The sequence below is a fragment of the Stappia sp. MMSF_3263 genome, assembly GCF_030733745.1.
Classification (GTDB): Bacteria; Pseudomonadota; Alphaproteobacteria; order Rhizobiales; family Stappiaceae; genus Stappia.
In genome coordinates, this window is record NZ_JASHIK010000019.1 from 39,270 (window position 1) to 58,268 (window position 18,999).

An 18,999-nucleotide genomic window follows, 5' to 3' on the forward strand; every position below is an offset into this window, starting at 1 on the left:
CGCGGTTCTCACGCGACGTTGCTGCGGCGTTCGGGTGCGGCCTCTTCCCCGGTGGTTGCCTCGGTTTCCGGCGAAATGCCGTCGGCAGTGTCCAGGGCGCCAGGCTCCAGTTCCGGCAATGCGGTTTTCGCCTCGCCAAGAGCGGGCGGCAACAGCAGCGCGTCTCGCTTTGCCTGCTGGGCCAGCGCTGCATTGTGGTGGGCGGTCTTGTCCGACAAGTCCATCGGCCGACCGAAGAGGAACCCTTGCACCTTGTCGCAGCCGGCGGCGCGCAGCAGGGTCACCTGGTCCTCGTTCTCCACGCCCTCGGCGGTGATGGTGACGCCGAGCGAGCGTCCAAGGCCGACGATGGAGGCGATGATCGCGTCGGTCGTGGGGTTCTTGCCGACCGTGGCGACGAAGGAGCGATCAATCTTGATCGTGTCGAAGGGAAACCGGGACAGGTAGCTGAGGCTCGAATAACCGGTGCCGAAGTCGTCCATTGCCACGGACGCCCCCATCTGGCGAATACTGGAAAGCGTTTTGACGACGGCCTCCGTGTCGGAGATCAGAAGGCTTTCGGTGATCTCTATTTCCAGGCGCTCGGGCGCCAGGCCGCTTGCCTTCAGTGCATCTGCGACCCGCTGTTCCGTCTTGCCGGGACTGAACTGGGCCGGCGACACATTGACGGCAACCGTCAGCGAGGTGTCGCGCCAGTGGGCGGCTTCGTGGCAGGCCCGGTTGAGCACCCATGAGCCGATTTCCTCGATGAGGCCGGCGTCTTCGGCAATCGGGATGAACACGGTGGGTGAAATCGTGCCGCGCTCGGGGTGCTCCCAGCGCAGCAGGGTCTCATAGCCGGTCAGGCGCAGGTCCGAGAGCGAGAACTGCGGCTGGTAGAGCAGGCGGAACTCGTCCTGCTTCAAGGCGTTGCGCAGGTCCGCCTCCAGCATCTTGCGCTTCTGCGCGTCGGCATCCATGTCGGGCGAGTACCAGACATAGGTCGACCTTCCGGAATGCTTGGCGCGGTAAAGGGCAAGGTCCGCGCAATGGAGCAAGCGGGACGATCGCCAAGCGGCCTCCGTTGCCTGCGCGACGCCGATTGAGAGCGAAATGGGTATGTCCTTGCCGTCGATGCGGGTCGGCACCTTGGTTGCGGCGATCATCGTGGCGGCAAGCTTTGTGACGGCCTTGCGGGTGCTGTCGCGGGCGATCAGCACCGCGAACTCGTCGCCGGACAGGCGGGCTACCAGATGGTCGCCGAAGACACTGGACAGCCGGTCGGCAATCACCTGCAGGAAGAGGTCGCCCGCGGCATGACCATGCGTGTCGTTGACATCCTTGAACTTGTCGACGTCGATCAGCATCACGGCGATATTGGTCGCCTTGGCATGCGCCAGGCGCAAGGCCTCGTTGAGCTTGGTGCTGAACACCGTCCGGTTCGGCAGTCCTGTCAGGGCATCGTGATGGGCAAGGAACTGGATGGTCTTGCTGGCATGCAGCCGGTCGCGGAACCGGCTCCAGACGAAGAAGGCGGCAAGGCCCATGGCGGCGAAGACCATCGCCATCATCACCGCGACGCCGATGCGTATGACGTCGTTGAGGAACAGGCCGGTCATCTCCTGGTTGTAGGAGAGGATCATCGCGCCCGTGATGGTGTGGTGCTCCCGGATCGGCACCGCGAGCAACGTTATCCCGTCACGCCTGCCCAGGTAGTTCGAGGGCACGTCGACAGGCAGTGCGGTGTTGTCCAGGAGACCGGACAGAAGCCGGTTGACGCGCGGCATCAGCTGCGCGATCTGCGGTTCCGACAGGCGCGGCAGGATGATGCTGGTGTCAACAGAGGGAGCCTTTTCGTCGAACCAGGCGATTGCCACGGTGGCGACGAGTTCGTTGCCTTCCAGGTGGCTCATGAACTCCGTGACGGTCAGTTCCGTCGAGGGCGGTGCCGGCTGATGGCGAATGGCCGGTGCGCGTCGCGCGGCGCGTTCCCCGCCAAGGCTGTCGATGGAGAGCCGAAGGGGCTGTTCGGCGAGCGGCTGGGGGGTCTGTTCGGACGCATCGATCCGGCGCTGCTGCATGTACTCCTGCAGATCGCGCTCGATCCGGCGCGTCGCTTCCTGGGCGTCGCGCGTGTAGATGGCCTGCGAGAAGAATACATTGGCCGTGTGGATCGCCGAGGCAAAGCCAAGAACGACGGTAAACCCTGTCGTGATTCCGAGAAGTGTTCGAAAACTGCGCAAACCGCCATCCTCGCGCGCTGCCTGTCTGGCCTTGCCGCCTTGGTCCTGTCGGATCATCGCATTACAAAGTTTCCAGACATTGAATCGTGACAGTCGTGGCGGTGACCCTGCGGTGTTGCGTAAGCCGAAAAGACGGAGAAGCGACCATGGTCGATCAACAGATGCGCAGCGAAACGGATTCCATGGGGTCGGTCGAGGTGCCGGCGGATCGGTACTGGGGCGCGCAGACCGAGCGCGCGCGTCATCACTTCGCCATCGGACGGGATCCTTTTCCGCTGGAGATCATTCGCGCGGTGGCCGAGATCAAGCGTGCAGCAGCGACCGCCAATGCCGAAATCGGCGTGCTTGACGGGCGCCTTTCCGAACTCATCCGCACAGCGGCCGACGAGATCATCGCCGGGCGGCACGATGGCGAGTTTCCGCTGCATGTGTGGATGACCGGCTCCGGGACCCAGGCCAACATGAATGTCAACGAGGTGATCTCCAACCGTGCGATCGAACTCGCCGGAGGCGCGCGCGGGAGCAAGGACCCGGTTCACCCGAACGATCACGTCAACCGGTCGCAGTCCTCCAACGATGTGATCCCGACGGCGCTCAACGTCGCGGCGGCGGTGATGATCGCGTCCCGGCTGCTGCCGGCCCTGGCGAACCTGCGGGAGGCATTGGCCGGGAAGGCGCGGCAATGGCGCGATGTCGTCAAGATCGGCCGGACGCACATGCAGGACGCGGTGCCGATGACGCTGGGTCAGGAGTTCGCCGGCTATGTCGGAATGCTCGACGACAATGTCGAGCGGCTCGCCTTCGCGCAGAAGGGGCTGATGCGGTTGGCGATCGGCGGCACGGCGGTCGGGACCGGTCTGAACGCGCCGGCGGGTTTCGACATCAAGGTGGCAAGCGAGCTCGCCTCGCGCACCGGCCTGCCGTTCGAGGCGGCGGCGAACAAGTTCGCGGTGATGGGCGCACATGACGCGATGGTGATGGCCTCGGGCACGCTACGTGTGCTTGCCGTTTCGCTCCACAAGATCGCCAATGACATCCGTCTGCTGGCTTGCGGGCCGCGCGCGGGCTTTGCCGAGCTGGTGCTGCCGGAAAACGAGCCTGGCTCCTCGATCATGCCTGGCAAGGTCAACCCGACCCAGTGCGAGGCGCTGGCGATGCTCACGGTCCAGGTGATGGGCCTGGATGCGGCAACCGGATTTGCCGGCGCTGGCGGGCTGCTCGACATGAACGTCTACAAGCCGATGATCGGCGCGAACGTGATCGAGTCCTGCCGGATGCTTGCCGATGGCATGGAGCATTTCGCAAAGTTCGCGGTTGCAGGTATGGAAGCCAATGAAAGCCGGCTGCGCGAGACGGTCGACCGGTCGCTGATGCTGGTGACGGCGCTGACGCCGGAAATCGGCTACGACAAGGCGGCGGCCATTGCCCATCATGCCCATCACGAGGGGCTGACCCTGAGGGAGGCAGCGCTCGCGCTCGGGCATATCGACGCGGCGCGGTTCGACCGGATTGTCGATCCCGCCTCGATGACCGGCGAGATGCCGGATATCGGCTGAGGGCAGGCGGCGCGCCGCCGCGCCCCCCGGGCGTGGCTGATTTCAGGGTGAATGTGCTAGAACGCGATAACTGCGGCGGGGCGAGTCGGGATCGGCGCGCATCTGCCCGTCATTTGAAAGAGGTATCCATGGACGGTCGGGTGGTGCTTGTCACGGCTGCGGGCAGCGGCATGGGCGCGGAAATCGCGCGCAAGGTCGCAGGGCTCGGCGCGCGCGTCGCGATCCTGTCTGCCAGCGGCAAGGGGGCCGCGCTGGCCGAGGAACTGGGCGGGCTCGGCCATACCGGGTCGAACCTTGTTGCCGATGATCTTGCCGCGTTCGTCGCGGCGGCAGTCGAGCGCTATGGACGTATCGATGCGGTGGTGAACAGCGCCGGGCACGGTCCGAAGGGCGATATCCTGTCGATCACCGACGAGGACTGGCACCTGGGCATGGATTACTACCTGATGAACGTCATCCGCATGTGCCGGCTGGTGACGCCGCACTTCCAGCGCCAGGGCGCGGGCGCGGTGGTCAATATCTCCACCTATGCCACGTTCGAACCCGAGGCGATGTTCCCGACCTCTGGCGTCTTTCGCGCCGGACTGGCCGCTTTCACCAAGCTTTACTGCGACAAGTATGCTGCCGACGGCATTCGCATGAACAACGTCCTGCCGGGCTTCATCGACAGCCTGCCGGAGAAGGAGGACCGGCGCGAGAGGATCCCCATGGGGCGCTACGGCACGGTCAGCGAAGTGGCGGAAACCGTCGCCTTCCTGCTGTCCGACGGGGCTGGTTACATCACTGGCCAGAACCTGCGCGTCGATGGCGGCATCACGCGGTCGGTCTGAGGCTCCGGACAGGCGATGAACATCTGGTCTGCGATCAGTGCGGTGGCGGCGGCGATCGGTTCGGGCGGCGCCCAGATGGTCGACCGGATCGTCCAGTTCCTTGTCTCCGTCGGCGACGGGCGGGGTGACCGTGCCGTCGCCTTCACCGTTGCGATGATCGCGCTGTCGGCCAAGATGGCGAAGGCGGACGGCGTCGTCACGGGCGACGAGGAGATCGCCTTCCTCGACGTCTTCGACATTCCCGCCGGCGAGGAACGCAACGTCATCCGCCTGTTCAATCTCGCCAAGCAGGACGTCGCGGGTTTCGAGACCTATGCCGAACGGCTCGCGGCGCTGTTCCCGGGTGACGAGGACATTCGGGTCGATATCCTCGATGCGCTGTTCCACATCGCCAAGGCGGATGGCGTGGTACATGAACACGAAGTGGCCTATCTCACGAGAATTGCGGAGATATTCGGCCTTGACGCGCGTGCGTTCGACCAGGTCTTCGCCCGGCATGTCCGCGCCGAGGGAGACCCCTATCCGGTGCTGGGCATCGCGCGCGAGGCGTCCAATGACGAGATCCGGAGCCACTATCGGCGCATGGTCGTGGAGACCCATCCCGACCGGCTGATCGCGCGCGGCGTGCCGGAGGAATTCGTTCGCATCGCCAATGACCGCCTGGCCGCGCTCAACGTGGCCTATGCCAAGATCGCGGCCGAGCGCGGAATGTGACCGACAGAAGCAACATCCGGGGAAAGGGAGAGTGGAAATGATCGATGCGACGACGCTTGCGGCCTATGTGGCGATTGTACTGGGCTTCGTCTTCATCCCCGGCCCGGCGACACTGCTGACGGTTGCGAGGGCGACGAGTTCGGGACCCCGGGTCGGCATCGCGACCGGGGCCGGCATCGCCGCCGGCGACCTGGTGCATACGGTGATGGCGGTGGTCGGCCTGTCGGCGATCATCGCGACCTCGGCCATGCTGTTCTCGATCATCAAGTATCTGGGCGCGGCCTATCTGATCTATCTCGGCATCCGCGCCCTGTTCGAACGGCCGGCGACCGACCCTGCTGCCGGGATGCGAACCATCGGCGTGGGGACGGCGTTCCGTCAGGCCATCCTTGCCGAGGTGCTGAACCCGAAGACGGCCCTGTTCTTCCTGGCATTCCTGCCGCAGTTCGTGAAACCGGGGAACGGCTCTGCGGCGCTGCAGCTTCTCGTGCTCGGGGTGCTGTTCGTGCTGATCGGGCTGTTCAGCACGGTCGTTTTCGCGCTGGCGGCGGGCCGGCTTGGCAATTTCCTGCGACGCAACCCCACGATCCTGAAGTGGCAGGGCAAGGTGGTCGGCGGCATCTATTGCGCGCTCGGGCTCAGGCTTGCCCTGCAGGATCGCTGAGGGCACCACGGAAAGACATGCGATGAGCGTCAGGACGGATACCGGGTTGCCGGCGCGGCTGCGCCCTTCGCCGAACCACAACGAGCGGCAGGGGGAAGTGCGTCTGCTTGTCCTTCACTACACCGGAATGGCGACGGGGGAGGAGGCGGTGCGCCGGCTTTGCGATCCGGCCGCCGAGGTTTCCGCGCACTACGTGGTCGAGGAGGATGGCGGCATCCTGCAACTGGTGCCGGAAAGCCGGCGGGCCTGGCACGCGGGCAAGTCGTTCTGGAAAGGCGAGCGGGACATCAATTCCCGCTCGATCGGGATCGAGATGGTCAATCCCGGACATGAACACGGCTATCTTCCCTTCCCGGAGGCGCAGGTCGCGGCGGTGATCGATCTGTCCGCGGACATATGCGCCCGTCACGGCATTCCCGCCACCGGCGTGCTGGCGCATTCCGACGTGGCGCCGGAGCGCAAGGTGGACCCGGGAGAACTGTTCCCGTGGGATCGCCTGGCGGCGGCCGGCATCTGCCTGCATGTCACGGCGGAGCCCGTGTCGGGCGGGCGGTTCTTCCAGGAAGGCGACAGCGGCCAGCCGGTGGAGGCGCTGCAGTCGATGCTGGCGCTCTACGGTTTCGAGATGCCGATCAGCGGCACCTTCGATGCCCGCACGCGGCTGGCTGTCGCGGCGTTCCAGAGGCGACATCGGCGCGGGCGTGTCGACGGCATCGCCGACATGTCGACGATCACCACCCTGCACCGTTTTTTGCAGGAGGCGCCGAACCTCGGCTGACGCGGGGCGGCGATCGTGACGGCTTTCGCAACAGGGGCAGATCCTCGCCGCCTGCGGGCCACGGGAGCGGGACATCAGCGCCATGAAGCAGCCGCATTGTCCAGCATGTGCATATTTTAGCCCGATTGTGCCGATTTTTTTGTAACATTTCGTGATCAGCGCGGTCGGATTTTCGTCTTACCGCACCGTCATACCCCCGCCCTCTCAGCAATGACAAACAGTCTTGAAGGTCGGTACATGACGATTTCTCTCGCGCCGCGTCTCGTTTGCGCGCTCTTTCTGGCTCTTACCGCTGCGGCATGCCAGACCGCATCCGTTTCGACGACAACCGTCGATCCAAAGATCCTGGAGGCCGGCGGCCGCGCCGCGAAATACGATGCGATCATCCGTGCCGAGGCACGCAAGCACGGCGTGCCGGTGAAGCTGGCGCATGCCGTGATCAGTGTCGAAAGCAACTACAATGCCCGTGCACGCGGCCGCGCCGGAGAGATCGGGCTGATGCAGATCAAGCCCCAGACCGCTCGCGGCGAGGGCTTCCGCGGCAGCGCCAAGGCTCTTTACGACCCGAAGACCAACATCACCTACGGCATGCGCTATCTCGCCGGCGCCCACAAGAAGGCTGGCGGCGACGTTTGCGGCACCATCCTGCGCTACAATGCCGGGCACTTCGCCAAGCGGATGAACCCGGTCAGCAGCCGTTACTGCTCGAAGGTGAAGCGGCTCCTGGCGCAGGGCTGAGGCCCTCGCCCGCCCACCGCTCAGCGTCCAGACGGAGCGAGGGCGGCAACAGACGGGGAGGCGGGAATGTCTCCCGCCAGGCGCTCGTCCGAGGAAACTCCGGTGACGGTCTCGGCCAGCGAGACCACACCCGCCCAGATCGGCAGGCGATAGTCCTCCTCGTCATCGACGGGCGGTCCGTCGCGGCGCTTCATGGTGATCTGCTCGACATCAAGAGCCAGCACACCGGTGGCGCCGAATTCCTTCGCGGTCATGGGACGGACCTCATCCCAGCGACCGGGCAGCAGGCGGTTGGTCAGGGCCACGAGGGCTGCTTCCTTCTCCGCCGCGTTGACCACATGCCGGGCCTGCGCGTGGACCACCACCGAACGGTAGTTCATCGAGTGGTGGAAGGCGGAGCGGGCAACGACAATGCCGTCGAGCAGGGTTACCGTCAGGCAGACGGGCGCACGTTCCTCGATGCCCTTGACGATACGCGTCGCCTTGGCGCCGTGGATATAAAGCTTGCGCCCGATCCTGGCGTGCAGCATCGGGATGACTATCGGCCTTTCGTCGGCGACGAACCCGACATGGGCGATGCGGGCCTCGTCGATGACGGCCCATGCTTCAGACGGGTCCGTCACCTCGCGCTTGCCGACCCTGACGCGGGCGTGGCGAGGCAGACTGGCGCGGTGCTGGTGTCCGATGGTTCTTTCGATTTTCGTCATGACTGGCATTCCCGTGTTTCCCGGCGAGGAATGTGGCATTAAACTGGTTCCAAGGAAGATCCACTTTCAGGATTATCAAAGGACCAGAAAATGCTCGACGGCATTCTGTCGCTTGACCGCAGCCTCCCGGTTCCCTTGCCCGAACAGGTCTATCGCGGCCTGAGAGGGGCGATCGGCCAGGGGCATTTCTCGGCCGGCGCCCGGCTGCCGTCGAGCCGAACGCTGGCGACGTCCCTCGGCATCTCCCGAAATACGGTGAACGCGGCCTACGAGCTTCTGGCGGCGGAGGGCGTCGTGTCGGTGCGTCCCGGATCGGCTCCGCGCGTCGCGCATCACGGCGCGGCGCGACCGCAGGGCGGGGGCGGAGAAGGCGGCACGCGGGCAGTCGCGCTCTCGCGGCGCGGGCGCGAGATGAGTGCCGATCCCTGGGCCGGAACCGGCCGGCGGCGCGGCGGCCGGCTCGAGCCCGGCTCGCCGGCGCTTGACTGCTTCCCCAAGGATGTCTGGGCACAGACGCTCAGGCGTGCGGCGCGCACGCTTCGCGGCGGATCGATGTTCTATGAGGAGACGGCCGGATATCCGGCGCTGCGCGAGGCGCTGGCGGACTATCTGGCCCGGGACCGGGGAGTGCGCGCCACGCCCGACCGGGTCCTCGTCCTGCCGTCGACACAGGCGAGCCTGCAACTCGTCGCGCAGTGCCTGGCCGATCCGGGCGATGCCGCCTGGATCGAGGATCCGGGCTATCTTGGCGCGCGCGCCGCGTTTCGCGCCGCCGGGTTGTCGGTGCAACCGATGCCGGTCGACGGGCAGGGCGGCGACCCTTCGCCGCTTGCCGACGGACCGTCGCCGAGGCTGATCTACGTCACCCCGTCGCACCAGTATCCGCACGGTATGCGAATGACGCTCGCGCGTCGCGCCATGATCCTCGATGCGGCGCGGGCACACGGCGCCATTGTGCTGGAAGACGATTACGACAGCGAGTTCCTGTTTTCCGGACGGCCCCTCGCGGCGATGCAGGGGCTCGGCGCGGACGGCGAGGTGATCTACCTGGGCACCTTCTCCAAGAGCATGCTGCCGGGGGTGCGCGTCGCCTACATGGTGGTGCCGGAGCATCTGGCAGGCCCGCTGGCGGTGGCGCAGCGGGTGTCCGGCATGCTGGCCAGCGTGGTGACGCAGGCCGCGCTCGCCGATTTCATCGTGTCCGGCCGTTATCGGGCGCATCTGAAGCGCATCCAGGGGATCTACCAGACACGTGGAACCATCCTTGCCGGTGCATTGCGGGCAAGCCTCGGCGGATTGGCAAGCGTCGCCGATCCGGTGGGCGGGGTGCAGCTTGCCCTGAGGTTTCGCGATCCCGTCGACGATCTCGAGGTGGCCCGGCGCGTCAATGCGCGCGGCTTCGGTGTTGCGTCGCTGTCCTCCTATGGCATTCGCTACCGGCAGAGCGGCCTTGTCATCGGCTTCGCCGGACTGGCGGAGGGGGATGCGCGCGACTGCGCCGCGGCAATCGCGGCGGTGCTGGAGGAGGGCGACTTCGACAAGGCTTGACCGAACCTGTCCGGACGCCTACCAGTCGCGCGTCAGCCGGCCGGACGGCCGCTCCCGCAAGCGCGGAAACGCCGCGGGGGAGGAAAGTCCGGGCTCCACGGAAAAACGGTGCCGGGTAACGCCCGGCGGGGGCGACCCCAGGGAAAGTGCCACAGAAAGCAAACCGCCCCGGCTTCGGCCGGGGTAAGGGTGAAAGGGTGGGGTAAGAGCCCACCGCGCGACCGGTAACGGAAGCGGCACGGTAAACCCCACCGGGAGCAAAACCGAATAGGGGCGGTGCGGGATCCGCAAGGGTCCCGGCCCTTTTCCAGGCCAGCCGCCCGGGTTGGTTGCGTGAGGCGTCCGGCGACGGGCGTCCCAGATGAATGGTCGTCGCGTGCGGCATTCGTGCCGCGCCATACAAAACCCGGCTTACAGGCCGGCTGACACTTTTCCCTCCCGATCCTGAAAACGGATTTTCCTCCGCTTCACGTGGCGCACGCTCCTTCCAGCGATGCTCCGTGGCGCCCTTTCGCGCGCGATGTTCTTGAAACCGTTGGCTTTCAACCCCGCGCTCCCTCCCGCGCGGCCGGATTCGGCACCTCTCGCAGGATGCAAAGCCATCGCAACCCAATTTTAAGCTTAACCGTGGATAACCTTTGGACGGTGTTTCGCACACCGTTCGGGAGGGGGCCGAAACCATTGGATTCCATTGACGCCCATGAGGTCCCATGCTATCCCAGATCATCCCGTTTCGAGTTGTGGCGACGGGGCTAAGGCGGCGCACGGATTCGGTTCTTGTGCCGGCGTGCGGTCGGGCCGCAGGCACGGCGCATGGCGCCGATGTGTCCAGGGATCGGGAGTCAGGTGGTGGCCGAACGCAGCGCGTTCGGCGGTGGGGCGAGAGAATCGATGTCCGGCTTCGTGTCGCACTACACAAATCGACTCGACGCCAAGGGGCGGGTCTCCGTTCCTGCTTCCTTTCGCCAGGCTCTCACACGCGACGGTTTCGAAGGTCTCTACTGCTTTCCCTCGCTGCATCAGTCGGCTGTGGATGCGGGCGGGCATCAGCTCGTCAGCGAGATCCAGAAGCGTCTCGACGGCCTGACCACGCTGACCGAGGACCACGATGCCCTGTCAACGGCGCTGTTCGGCGCGAGCGAAACCCTGAAGATCGACGGAGACGGCCGGGTGATGCTGTCCGACATGATCCGCGAGCACGCGGAAGTGACCGACCAGGTGACCTTCGTCGGGCAGGGCTTCAAGTTCCAGATATGGGAGCCGGAGCGGTTTCGTGCGCATCGCGCCGACGCGATGAAGCGTGCGATGGCCGTTCTGTCCTCGCCGAAGCCTTCGGAGGCGGGGCGATGATGGCGTTGCCCAAGGGTGACGGCGCCCCGCGCCATGTCCCGGTTCTGCTGTCGGAAGTTGTTTCCGCGCTCGGTGACATCGAGGGATGCACGGTCCTGGATGGCACGTTCGGGGCTGGCGGCTACACCCGCGCGTTCCTCGATGCCGGTGCCGCTGTCATTGCCGTCGACCGGGATCCGGACGCAATCGCTGCAGGGCAGGCGCTTGCCGCCGGCAGCGCTGGCAGGCTGGCCCTCGTCGAGGGACGCTTTTCGGAGCTGGATGCGCATGCCCAGGCAAGCGGTCATGCGGGCGTGGATGCCGTGGTGCTCGATCTGGGTGTCTCGTCCATGCAGCTCGACGAGGCGGAGCGCGGGTTCTCCTTCCGTAGCGACGGACCGCTCGACATGCGCATGGAGCAGCAGGGGCTTTCCGCCGCCGATGTAGTCAACCAAATGCCGCAACGCGACCTGACCAGGGTGATCGGCATCCTGGGTGAGGAAAAGCGCGCATCTTCGGTGTCGCGGGCGATCGCCGAGCGGCGCAAGGAACGTCCCTTCGAGCGCACATCGGATCTCGCCGCGGTCGTCGAGAAGGTTGTCGGGCGCTCCTTCAAGGGCAAGCAGATCCATCCGGCGACACGAACCTTCCAGGCCCTGCGCATCTATGTGAACCGGGAGCTGGACGAGGTTGTCGAGGCCCTGGCCGCTGCCGAGCGCGCATTGCTTCCCGGCGGGCGGCTGGTCGTCGTCACGTTCCACAGCCTCGAGGACCGGATCGTCAAGCGCTTCCTGGCGGAGCGCAGCAGGACCCGCGCGGGCGGGTCGCGTCACCTGCCGGAAGCGGAAGTGCCGCCGGCGACATTCGAACTGATTGCCCGCGGCGCGGTCGATCCGACCGAGGCCGAGGTCGCCGCCAACCCCCGCGCCCGGTCCGCGAAACTGAGGGCCGCACGGCGCACCGACGCCCCGGCGCGCGAGATCGATCCCCGCGAGCTTGGCGCGCCGCGCGTCGTCGCGCCCGGGCAGTGGGAAGAGGTGAAACCATGAGCCGCTACACGAACATCGTCCTTGCCGTTGGCGTGCTGGCCGCCGCCGCCGCCGTCTACGACATGAAGCATGATGCGGAACGCTCGGCCGAACATGTCGCCGAGTTGCAGCGCCAGATCGATCAGGAGCGCGAACAGCTTCAACTGCTCAAGGCCGAATGGAGCCTTCTCAACGATCCCAGCCGCCTGCAGCGGCTGGTCGAGCGATATAACGAGCACCTGTCCCTGGAGCCGCTTTCGGTCGAACAGATCACCCGGATCGAGGATGTGCCGGTCAAGCCCGTGCATCTGGCTCCGATCGACAGCAACGCGACGCTCGGCGGTTATGCCGGGTCGGCGCCCGTGGTTCGATAGGAAGGGCGAGATGGCGGTGACTGATCAGCCCGTATCCTTCCTGCAGCGCCGTGCCGTCGGCGAACGGCATGTGCCGCGCGGACCCTCGACGCATGCGGTGCGCAGCCGGGTGCGCATGGCGATGGTCGTCTTCGCCATGGTTTACATGGCGATTGGCGGCCGGCTGGTGATGCTGGGGATGAGCGAGGAAGCGCGCTCGGTTTCCTATATCTCGGCGCAGGACAGCGTGGCCGCATCCCGGCCCGATCTCGTCGATCGCAACGGCCAGATCCTGGCAACCGACATCAAGACGGCCTCGCTCTTTGCCGAACCGCGCAAGATCATCGATGTCGACGAGGCGCTGGAGGGCATCGCCAGCGTGCTGCCGGAACTGGGTACGGATGCGGTGCGCAAGCGCCTGGCCAGCAATGCCGGCTTCATATGGCTGAAGCGCGAGCTGACCCCACGCCAGCGCACGATGATCCACGACCTCGGCATTCCCGGCGTCGGTTTCCTCGAGGAAAACAGCCGCTTTTATCCAGGCGGCCCGACCGCAAGTCATATCGTCGGATCGGTCAATGTCGACAACCAGGGCATCTCCGGCATGGAGCTTGCCGTCGACAAGGCCTGGCTTGGCGACCTGCAGCAGCTTGGCTTTGCCAGCGACCGGCCGATGGAGCCGGTGAACCTTGCGGTCGACCTGCGGGTCCAGCATGTGGTGCGTGACGAACTTTCCAAGGCGCTGGAGCGCTACCGGGCAATCGCGGGCGTCGGCATCATTCTCGATGTCGAGACCGGCGAAGTGGTGGCGATGTCGTCGCTGCCGGACTTTGACCCCAACGACCGCGCCCAGGCGCTGGAGAAGGATCGCCTCAACCGCGCGTCCGGCGGCGTCTTCGAGATGGGCTCGGTGTTCAAGGGTTTCACCGTCGCGATGGCGCTCGACAGCGGCCGGGTAACGATGAACGACAGCTTCGACGCAACGCGCCCGCTGCGCGTCGGCGGACGCACCATCGACGACTTCCACGGCAAGCGGCGGCTCCTGTCGGTGGCCGAGACCTTCATCTACTCGTCCAATATCGGCACCGCCAAGATGATGCTGAGCGCCGGCATCGACGAGCAGAAGGCGTTTCTCAAGCGGCTCGGCCTGACAACGCGAACCCAGACCGACCTGCCGGAAGTCGCGACGCCCCTTCTGCCGCCGAAATGGAACGAGCTTGCCGCGATCACCATTTCCTTCGGCCACGGTATCTCGGTAACGCCGCTGCAGACAGCGGTGGCGACCGCCGCGCTGGTCAATGGCGGACGCTTGATCCCGCCGACATTCGCTCCGCGCACCCGCGAAGAAGCGGCCGCGCTGGCCGAGCAGGTGGTGACGCCGCAGACCAGCGAAATCATGCGCTACCTGTTCAGGCTCAACGTCCAGTCGGGCTCCGGCCGGCGTGCTGAAGTGCCGGGCTACATGGTCGGAGGCAAGACCGGAACGGCGGAAAAGATCGAGAATGGCCGCTACGTATCCAACAAGCGCCGCAATTCTTTCCTTTCTGCGTTCCCTATCGACAAGCCGCGTTACGTTGTTCTGGTGGTTCTTGACGAGCCGAAGTCGGAGCGCGAGGGGATTGGCGCAACGGCAGGACTCAATACGGCGCCGCTGACGGCCGCCATCATTCGCCGCGCGGCACCGATGCTGGGTGTGCTGCCGAACTTCGGAGAACGGACGGAGACGGTATCGATTTCCTATTGACCGGGCCGGCAGGAACGGGGTCGCACCGCAGTTCCCGCCAGGTCCTGATGACGATGCACAACGGATATTGGCGCTAGACATGCTGTTGAAGGACCTCACCGGCGAACAGGTGCTCGCCGCACCCGAGTTCGAAGTCGAGATCGCCGGGTTGTCCGCGGACAGCCGCACCGTGACCGACGGGTTCGTGTTCGCGGCGCTGAAAGGCGCGCGCACGGACGGTACACGCTTCATAGAGGCTGCCCGTGCCTCGGGTGCCGGCGCGATCCTGGTCGGCCAGGACACGCCGCTTGCGGTGCTTGGCGAGGATGCCCCGACGTGTCCCGTCATCGTCAGCGACGACCCGCGCCGGACGCTCGCGCTGATGGCGGCCCGCTTTTACGAGCGGCAACCGGAAACGCTGGTGGCGGTTACCGGGACGAGCGGCAAGACATCGGTTGCCGTCTTCGTTCGGCAGATCTTCGCCCATGCCGGGTTCGAGGCCGCGAGCCTGGGTACGATCGGAACAGTGACAAGCCGGGGCGCGCTCTATGGCAGCCTGACGACACCGGATCCGGTGTCCCTCCACCAGACGCTGGCCCAGCTGGCGGACGACGGCATTACCCATGCCGCGCTGGAGGCGTCCAGTCACGGGCTCGACCAGCGCCGCCTTGATGGGCTTGAGCTGAAGGCTGCGGCCTTCACCAATCTCGGCCGCGACCATCTCGACTACCATCCGGACGTCGAGCACTACCTTGCCGCCAAGATGCGGCTGTTCGACACGCTCCTCGATGCCGAGCGGCCCGTGGTGCTGGAACCGGCCGCGCCGTACGCATGGCGGGTGGCGGCGGCGGCGCGCGAGCACGGGCACCGCGTCTTCACGGTCGGCGAGGGTGGCGAGGACATTCGGCTTCTCGACATCCGCCATGACGGCTTCGCCCAGATCCTGTCCCTTGAGACCGAGGCGGGTGCACGCGAGGTGCGGTTGCCGCTGGCCGGGCGCTTCCAGGTTTCCAACGCGCTGATCGCGGCGGGGCTGGCGATCTGTTCCGGTGTGCCGATCGAGGATGCGCTTGACGCGCTTGAAGTGCTCGAAGGCGCTCCCGGCCGGCTGGAACTGGTCGGCGAGACCGATGACGGCGCGCTTGTCTTCGTCGACTATGCCCACAAGCCGGACGCACTCGACACCGCGCTGGCCGCGCTCAGGCCCTTCACCAAGGGGCGGCTTCTGGTGGTGTTCGGCGCGGGCGGGGACCGCGATCCTGGCAAGCGTCCGCTGATGGGAGCGGCGGCGCATCGGCAGGCGGACATCGTCATCGTCACCGACGACAACCCGCGCAGCGAGGATCCGGCGACCATCCGAGCGGCGATCCTCGACGGGGCGCCGGATGCGCTGGAAATCGGCGATCGCCGCGATGCTATCGAGGCCGCCGTCGGGATGCTGCAACCCGGAGACGTCCTTTGCATCGCCGGCAAGGGGCACGAACCCGGGCAGATCGTTGGTGACGAAGTGCTGCCGTTCTCCGACCACGAGGTGGCGCGCGAGGCGCTCGCCGCTGTTGCCGAAAGCGATCTGTTCGGCGCGCTGGAGGATGACGGGCTCGGGCTGGATCTCGACCTCGACGATGCGCTGGAGCAGGCGCTCGCCGAGACGTTCGAGCCGGAGACGGAAACGACGGAAGAGGAAGAGCCGGCCGAACTCCTGATCCTGGGCGGCGATGTCGGAGAGGCCGAGGTCCGGGACGCTCCGGACGCAGAGAACGCGCCGGTCAAAAGGGCGGCATTTGCCGACGACGATTTGCTTGACGAGCTCTTCGCCGAGGAAGATTTCTCAGAAGCAGAAGCAGAAGCAGAAGCAGAAGCAGAAGCAGAAGCAGAAGCAGAAGCAGAAGCAGAAGCAGAAGCCGGCATGTTCCCTGAGGATGACGCCGGCGGCGAGATCCTCGACGCCGACACGGCGACGACCGCCGATGACACGGGTGACCTCGACGCGAACGAGGCCGCTGTCGCCGGAGAGCCGGAAACGGGCGGGGCGGACGAACTCCTTCCGGAGGATGACGTCTTTGCCGAAGAGGTCGACGATTTCCTCTCCGAGGATGTGGGCGAAGCCGACGACGCAACCGAACAGGCGGACGGGCCGACGGAGCGTGTCGCGGCGGCGATGCCGCCGCCAGCTGCACCGATATTCACCGCTGTTCCCCGTGCCACCGCTCCCCGTGCCATCGCTCCTCGTGCCGCCGCGATTTCCCTTTCGGCACCCGGCGAGCCGGTCGAAGCGGAACCGGATCGGCCGCTGTGGCGCCTTGACGAGATGGTCGAGGCCACAAGCGGCGAGTTGCGCGGCGCCGATATTCCTGACATCTCCGGCATCTCCATCGACAGCCGCAGCATTGCTCCGGGCGAGGCCTTCGTCGCGATCGCAGGCGAGCGTTTCGACGGCCATGACTTCGTCGGCAAGGCGCTTGCCGGCGGTGCCGGTCTTGCCGTCGTGGCGCGGGACAGGCTGGACCGACTTCCCGCGGACGGGCGCTATCTCGTCGTCGACGATCCGCTGGCGGCGCTGCGCGACCTGGGCCGTGCCGCGCGGGCCCGCAGCCGGGCGCGGATCGTGGCGGTCACCGGATCCGTCGGCAAGACCAGCACCAAGGACATGCTGAAACTGGCGCTCGACCCTTCGGGACGCACGCATGCCCCTGTCGCTTCCTTCAACAATCACTGGGGCGTGCCGCTGACCCTCGCAAGGATGCCGGCGGACACGGAGTTCGGTGTTTTCGAAATCGGCATGAACCATCCCGGCGAGATCACGCCGCTGGTGCAGATGGTGCGTCCGCATGCGGTGATCGTGACAACGGTGGAAGCGGTTCACCTGGAGTTCTTCGGCTCGCTGGAACGCATCGCCCAGGCCAAGGCGGAGATCTTCCTCGGTCTCGAGCCGGGCGGTCTGGCGCTGCTGAACCGCGACAACAACCAGTTTGATCTGCTGACCTATCTGGCGAAGGCCGCCGGCATTCGCCGCATCGCCACGTTCGGCCGCGCCGGACCGGCGGACGTTGAGGCCGAGCGGATTTCGGCGCAGACCGGCTGCACCTCCATTTCCGGCCATGTGTTCGGCCAGAAGATCGCCTACAAGGTGGGCGCTCCGGGCGAGCACCTTGTGACCAATAGTCTTGCGGTGCTGGCCGCCGTTGCGGAACTGGGCGGCGACCTTGCCCGGGCAGGCATGGCGCTGGCCGCGTTTCGCGCACCGAAAGGGCGCGGGGAGCAGGCAAGCCTGCGCCTTGCCGAAGGGCGCGCGACGCTGATCGACGAGAGCTACAACGCCAATCCCGCATCGATGCGTGCCGCGCTCGGGCTGCTGCGGGAGACGCCGATCGAGCGCAACGGCAGGCGTATCGCCGTGATCGGCGACATGCTCGAGCTTGGCGATGCGGAACAGCAACTTCACGCAGCGTTGCGCGGGCCTGTTGCCGAATCCGGTGCAGATCTCGTTTACTGCGCCGGACCGCGCATGCACGCCTTATGGGAACTGTTGCCGAAGCACCAGCGCGGCGCCTATTCCGAGGAAGCGGCGAGCCTGCAATCGCTGCTGATCGAGGATATCCGGCCTGGCGACGTGATCATGATCAAGGGATCGCTCGGCACGCGGATGGGTCCGCTGGTCGAAGCGCTCAAGCGCGAATTCCCCGTCGAAGACGACGGAGCCGAATAGGAACGTCTGATAGATGCTGTATTTCCTCGTCGAGTTTGCCGACCATTTCTCCGCGCTGAACGTGTTCCGCTACATCACGTTCCGGACCGGCGGGGCGATCATGACCGCCATGCTGTTCATCTTCCTGTTCGGACCGATGATCATCTCGTCGCTCAGGCTGCGCCAGGGGCACGGCCAGCCGATCCGTGCGGATGGTCCGCAGAGCCACCTGCTGACGAAGAAGGGCACGCCGACGATGGGCGGCCTGATGATCCTGTCGGGCATGCTGGTTGCCACGCTGCTTTGGGCGGACCTGCTCAATCCCTATACCTGGATCGTGCTCGGGGTGACCGTCGGCTTCGGTGCCATCGGTCTTTACGACGACTATCTCAAGGTGACGAAGTCATCCCACAAGGGGTTCAGCGGACGCAGCCGGCTCGGGCTGGAATTCCTGATCGCCGGCCTGGCGGCGTGGTGCGTGACCGTGCTGGAGGAAGGAGCCTACGGCACGTCCATCGGCTTCCCGTTCTTCAAGGATCTTGCCTTCAACCTGGGCGTCTTCTTCATCCCCTTCGCCGCTTTCGTCATGGTCGGCGCGGGCAATGCGGTCAATCTCACCGACGGCCTCGACGGCCTGGCCATCGTTCCGGTGATGATCGCCGCCGCCTCGTTCGGCCTGATCGCCTACCTGTCGGGCAATGCGGTCTTTGCCGATTATCTGCAGATCCATCATGTGTCCGGATCCGGCGAACTCGCCGTCCTTTGCGGTGCGGTGATAGGTGCGGGTCTCGGCTTCCTCTGGTTCAACGCTCCGCCAGCGGCGATCTTCATGGGCGACACCGGGTCGCTGGCGCTTGGCGGCATGATCGGCGCCATTGCCGTTGCCACCAAGCACGAGATCGTTCTGGCGATCATCGGCGGACTGTTCGTGCTGGAAGCGGTCTCGGTCATCGTGCAGGTGGCCTCGTTCAAACTGACCGGCCGGCGCGTCTTCAAGATGGCGCCGATCCACCATCACTTCGAGCATCTCGGCTGGACCGAGAGCCAGGTGGTGATCCGCTTCTGGATCATCGCGGTGGTTCTCGCCCTCGTCGGCCTCGCCACGCTGAAGCTGAGGTGAGGCG

The 18,999-nt window shown here is 65.9% G+C and carries 15 protein-coding genes, 1 other RNA gene and 1 pseudogene; 15 read left to right on the plus strand and 2 right to left on the minus strand.

Annotated elements, in window-relative coordinates; translation table 11 throughout:
* Positions 1-8: 8 nt before the first annotated feature.
* Entirely contained in the window at positions 9-2,279 is a 2,271-nt protein-coding gene (locus RBB46_RS18240) for a bifunctional diguanylate cyclase/phosphodiesterase (RefSeq protein WP_306030455.1), read from the minus strand.
* An 89-nt stretch (positions 2,280-2,368) separates the two neighbouring features.
* Between RBB46_RS18240 and fumC the strand changes: the two genes are divergently transcribed.
* The 6 genes from fumC (at position 2,369) to RBB46_RS18270 (ending at position 7,502) form a co-directional block, all read left to right on the plus strand.
* Positions 2,369-3,778 (plus strand): class II fumarate hydratase, encoded by a 1,410-nt coding sequence (gene fumC / locus RBB46_RS18245; RefSeq protein ID WP_306030456.1) that lies wholly within the window; start codon positions 2,369-2,371, stop codon positions 3,776-3,778.
* Positions 3,779-3,906: 128 nt separating this feature from the next.
* Complete coding sequence (locus tag RBB46_RS18250) at positions 3,907-4,608, plus strand: SDR family oxidoreductase (protein ID WP_306030457.1); 702 nt, start codon at positions 3,907-3,909, stop codon at positions 4,606-4,608.
* Positions 4,609-4,623: 15 nt separating this feature from the next.
* Entirely contained in the window at positions 4,624-5,322 is a 699-nt protein-coding gene (locus RBB46_RS18255) for a DnaJ family molecular chaperone (protein ID WP_306030458.1), read from the plus strand.
* A gap of 37 nt (positions 5,323-5,359) precedes the next feature.
* Positions 5,360-5,986 carry a LysE family translocator gene (locus tag RBB46_RS18260; RefSeq protein ID WP_306030459.1) on the plus strand — a complete coding sequence of 209 codons (627 nt, stop codon included), beginning with the start codon at positions 5,360-5,362 and terminating at the stop codon, positions 5,984-5,986.
* A gap of 22 nt (positions 5,987-6,008) precedes the next feature.
* The gene (locus RBB46_RS18265) at positions 6,009-6,764 is read left to right on the plus strand and encodes an N-acetylmuramoyl-L-alanine amidase (RefSeq protein WP_306030460.1); all 756 of its coding nucleotides are present in this window, start codon (positions 6,009-6,011) and stop codon (positions 6,762-6,764) included.
* A 237-nt stretch (positions 6,765-7,001) separates the two neighbouring features.
* Positions 7,002-7,502: a transglycosylase SLT domain-containing protein gene (locus tag RBB46_RS18270; RefSeq protein ID WP_336623178.1), complete on the plus strand. Its 501-nt coding sequence runs from the start codon at positions 7,002-7,004 to the stop codon at positions 7,500-7,502.
* Between the two features lie 20 nt (positions 7,503-7,522).
* Here the strand turns inward: RBB46_RS18270 and RBB46_RS18275 are convergent, their stop codons facing one another.
* Complete coding sequence (locus tag RBB46_RS18275; protein ID WP_306030461.1) at positions 7,523-8,209, minus strand: pyridoxamine 5'-phosphate oxidase family protein; 687 nt, start codon at positions 8,207-8,209, stop codon at positions 7,523-7,525.
* A 90-nt stretch (positions 8,210-8,299) separates the two neighbouring features.
* Here RBB46_RS18275 and RBB46_RS18280 point away from each other — a divergent pair, with 90 nt between their 5' ends.
* The 9 genes and pseudogenes from RBB46_RS18280 (at position 8,300) to mraY (ending at position 18,995) form a co-directional block, all read left to right on the plus strand.
* Positions 8,300-9,757: a PLP-dependent aminotransferase family protein gene (locus tag RBB46_RS18280; protein WP_306030462.1), complete on the plus strand. Its 1,458-nt coding sequence runs from the start codon at positions 8,300-8,302 to the stop codon at positions 9,755-9,757.
* A gap of 32 nt (positions 9,758-9,789) precedes the next feature.
* Positions 9,790-10,187: RNase P RNA component class A (rnpB, locus tag RBB46_RS18285), an RNA gene on the plus strand.
* A 461-nt stretch (positions 10,188-10,648) separates the two neighbouring features.
* Complete coding sequence (mraZ, locus tag RBB46_RS18290; protein ID WP_306030503.1) at positions 10,649-11,107, plus strand: division/cell wall cluster transcriptional repressor MraZ; 459 nt, start codon at positions 10,649-10,651, stop codon at positions 11,105-11,107.
* The gene (gene rsmH / locus RBB46_RS18295; protein ID WP_306030463.1) at positions 11,104-12,135 is read left to right on the plus strand and encodes a 16S rRNA (cytosine(1402)-N(4))-methyltransferase RsmH; all 1,032 of its coding nucleotides are present in this window, start codon (positions 11,104-11,106) and stop codon (positions 12,133-12,135) included. The genes mraZ and rsmH overlap by 4 nt, the downstream gene beginning before the upstream one ends.
* A complete protein-coding gene (locus tag RBB46_RS18300; protein ID WP_306030464.1) occupies positions 12,132-12,488 on the plus strand; it encodes a hypothetical protein in 357 nt (118 codons plus the stop codon). The genes rsmH and RBB46_RS18300 overlap by 4 nt, the downstream gene beginning before the upstream one ends.
* 10 nt (positions 12,489-12,498) lie before the next feature.
* Positions 12,499-14,211: a penicillin-binding protein 2 gene (locus tag RBB46_RS18305; RefSeq protein ID WP_306030465.1), complete on the plus strand. Its 1,713-nt coding sequence runs from the start codon at positions 12,499-12,501 to the stop codon at positions 14,209-14,211.
* Between the two features lie 79 nt (positions 14,212-14,290).
* Positions 14,291-15,742, plus strand: a pseudogene (locus RBB46_RS18310) (UDP-N-acetylmuramoyl-L-alanyl-D-glutamate--2,6-diaminopimelate ligase); the annotation flags it as partial.
* Positions 15,743-16,348: 606 nt separating this feature from the next.
* Positions 16,349-17,896 carry a UDP-N-acetylmuramoylalanyl-D-glutamyl-2,6-diaminopimelate--D-alanyl-D-alanine ligase gene (locus tag RBB46_RS18315; protein WP_306030504.1) on the plus strand — a complete coding sequence of 516 codons (1,548 nt, stop codon included), beginning with the start codon at positions 16,349-16,351 and terminating at the stop codon, positions 17,894-17,896.
* Positions 17,897-17,909: 13 nt separating this feature from the next.
* Entirely contained in the window at positions 17,910-18,995 is a 1,086-nt protein-coding gene (gene mraY, locus RBB46_RS18320; protein WP_306030466.1) for a phospho-N-acetylmuramoyl-pentapeptide-transferase, read from the plus strand.
* Positions 18,996-18,999 lie beyond the last annotated feature (4 nt).

What these genes read in the sequence shown, in the direction of transcription:
- rsmH (WP_306030463.1), top strand. Translation starts at nt 11,104, where the DNA reads ATGATGGCGTTGCCCAAGGGTGACGGCGCCCCGCGCCATGTCCCGGTT.
- mraZ (WP_306030503.1), top strand. Translation starts at nt 10,649, where the DNA reads ATGTCCGGCTTCGTGTCGCACTACACAAATCGACTCGACGCCAAGGGG.
- RBB46_RS18240 (WP_306030455.1), bottom strand. Translation starts at nt 2,279, where the DNA reads ATGATCCGACAGGACCAAGGCGGCAAGGCCAGACAGGCAGCGCGCGAG.
- RBB46_RS18315 (WP_306030504.1), top strand. Translation starts at nt 16,349, where the DNA reads ATGCCGCCGCCAGCTGCACCGATATTCACCGCTGTTCCCCGTGCCACC.
- RBB46_RS18255 (WP_306030458.1), top strand. Translation starts at nt 4,624, where the DNA reads ATGAACATCTGGTCTGCGATCAGTGCGGTGGCGGCGGCGATCGGTTCG.
- RBB46_RS18250 (WP_306030457.1), top strand. Translation starts at nt 3,907, where the DNA reads ATGGACGGTCGGGTGGTGCTTGTCACGGCTGCGGGCAGCGGCATGGGC.
- RBB46_RS18300 (WP_306030464.1), top strand. Translation starts at nt 12,132, where the DNA reads ATGAGCCGCTACACGAACATCGTCCTTGCCGTTGGCGTGCTGGCCGCC.
- mraY (WP_306030466.1), top strand. Translation starts at nt 17,910, where the DNA reads ATGCTGTATTTCCTCGTCGAGTTTGCCGACCATTTCTCCGCGCTGAAC.
- RBB46_RS18265 (WP_306030460.1), top strand. Translation starts at nt 6,009, where the DNA reads ATGAGCGTCAGGACGGATACCGGGTTGCCGGCGCGGCTGCGCCCTTCG.
- RBB46_RS18260 (WP_306030459.1), top strand. Translation starts at nt 5,360, where the DNA reads ATGATCGATGCGACGACGCTTGCGGCCTATGTGGCGATTGTACTGGGC.
- RBB46_RS18270 (WP_336623178.1), top strand. Translation starts at nt 7,002, where the DNA reads ATGACGATTTCTCTCGCGCCGCGTCTCGTTTGCGCGCTCTTTCTGGCT.
- RBB46_RS18275 (WP_306030461.1), bottom strand. Translation starts at nt 8,209, where the DNA reads ATGACGAAAATCGAAAGAACCATCGGACACCAGCACCGCGCCAGTCTG.
- fumC (WP_306030456.1), top strand. Translation starts at nt 2,369, where the DNA reads ATGGTCGATCAACAGATGCGCAGCGAAACGGATTCCATGGGGTCGGTC.
- RBB46_RS18280 (WP_306030462.1), top strand. Translation starts at nt 8,300, where the DNA reads ATGCTCGACGGCATTCTGTCGCTTGACCGCAGCCTCCCGGTTCCCTTG.
- RBB46_RS18305 (WP_306030465.1), top strand. Translation starts at nt 12,499, where the DNA reads ATGGCGGTGACTGATCAGCCCGTATCCTTCCTGCAGCGCCGTGCCGTC.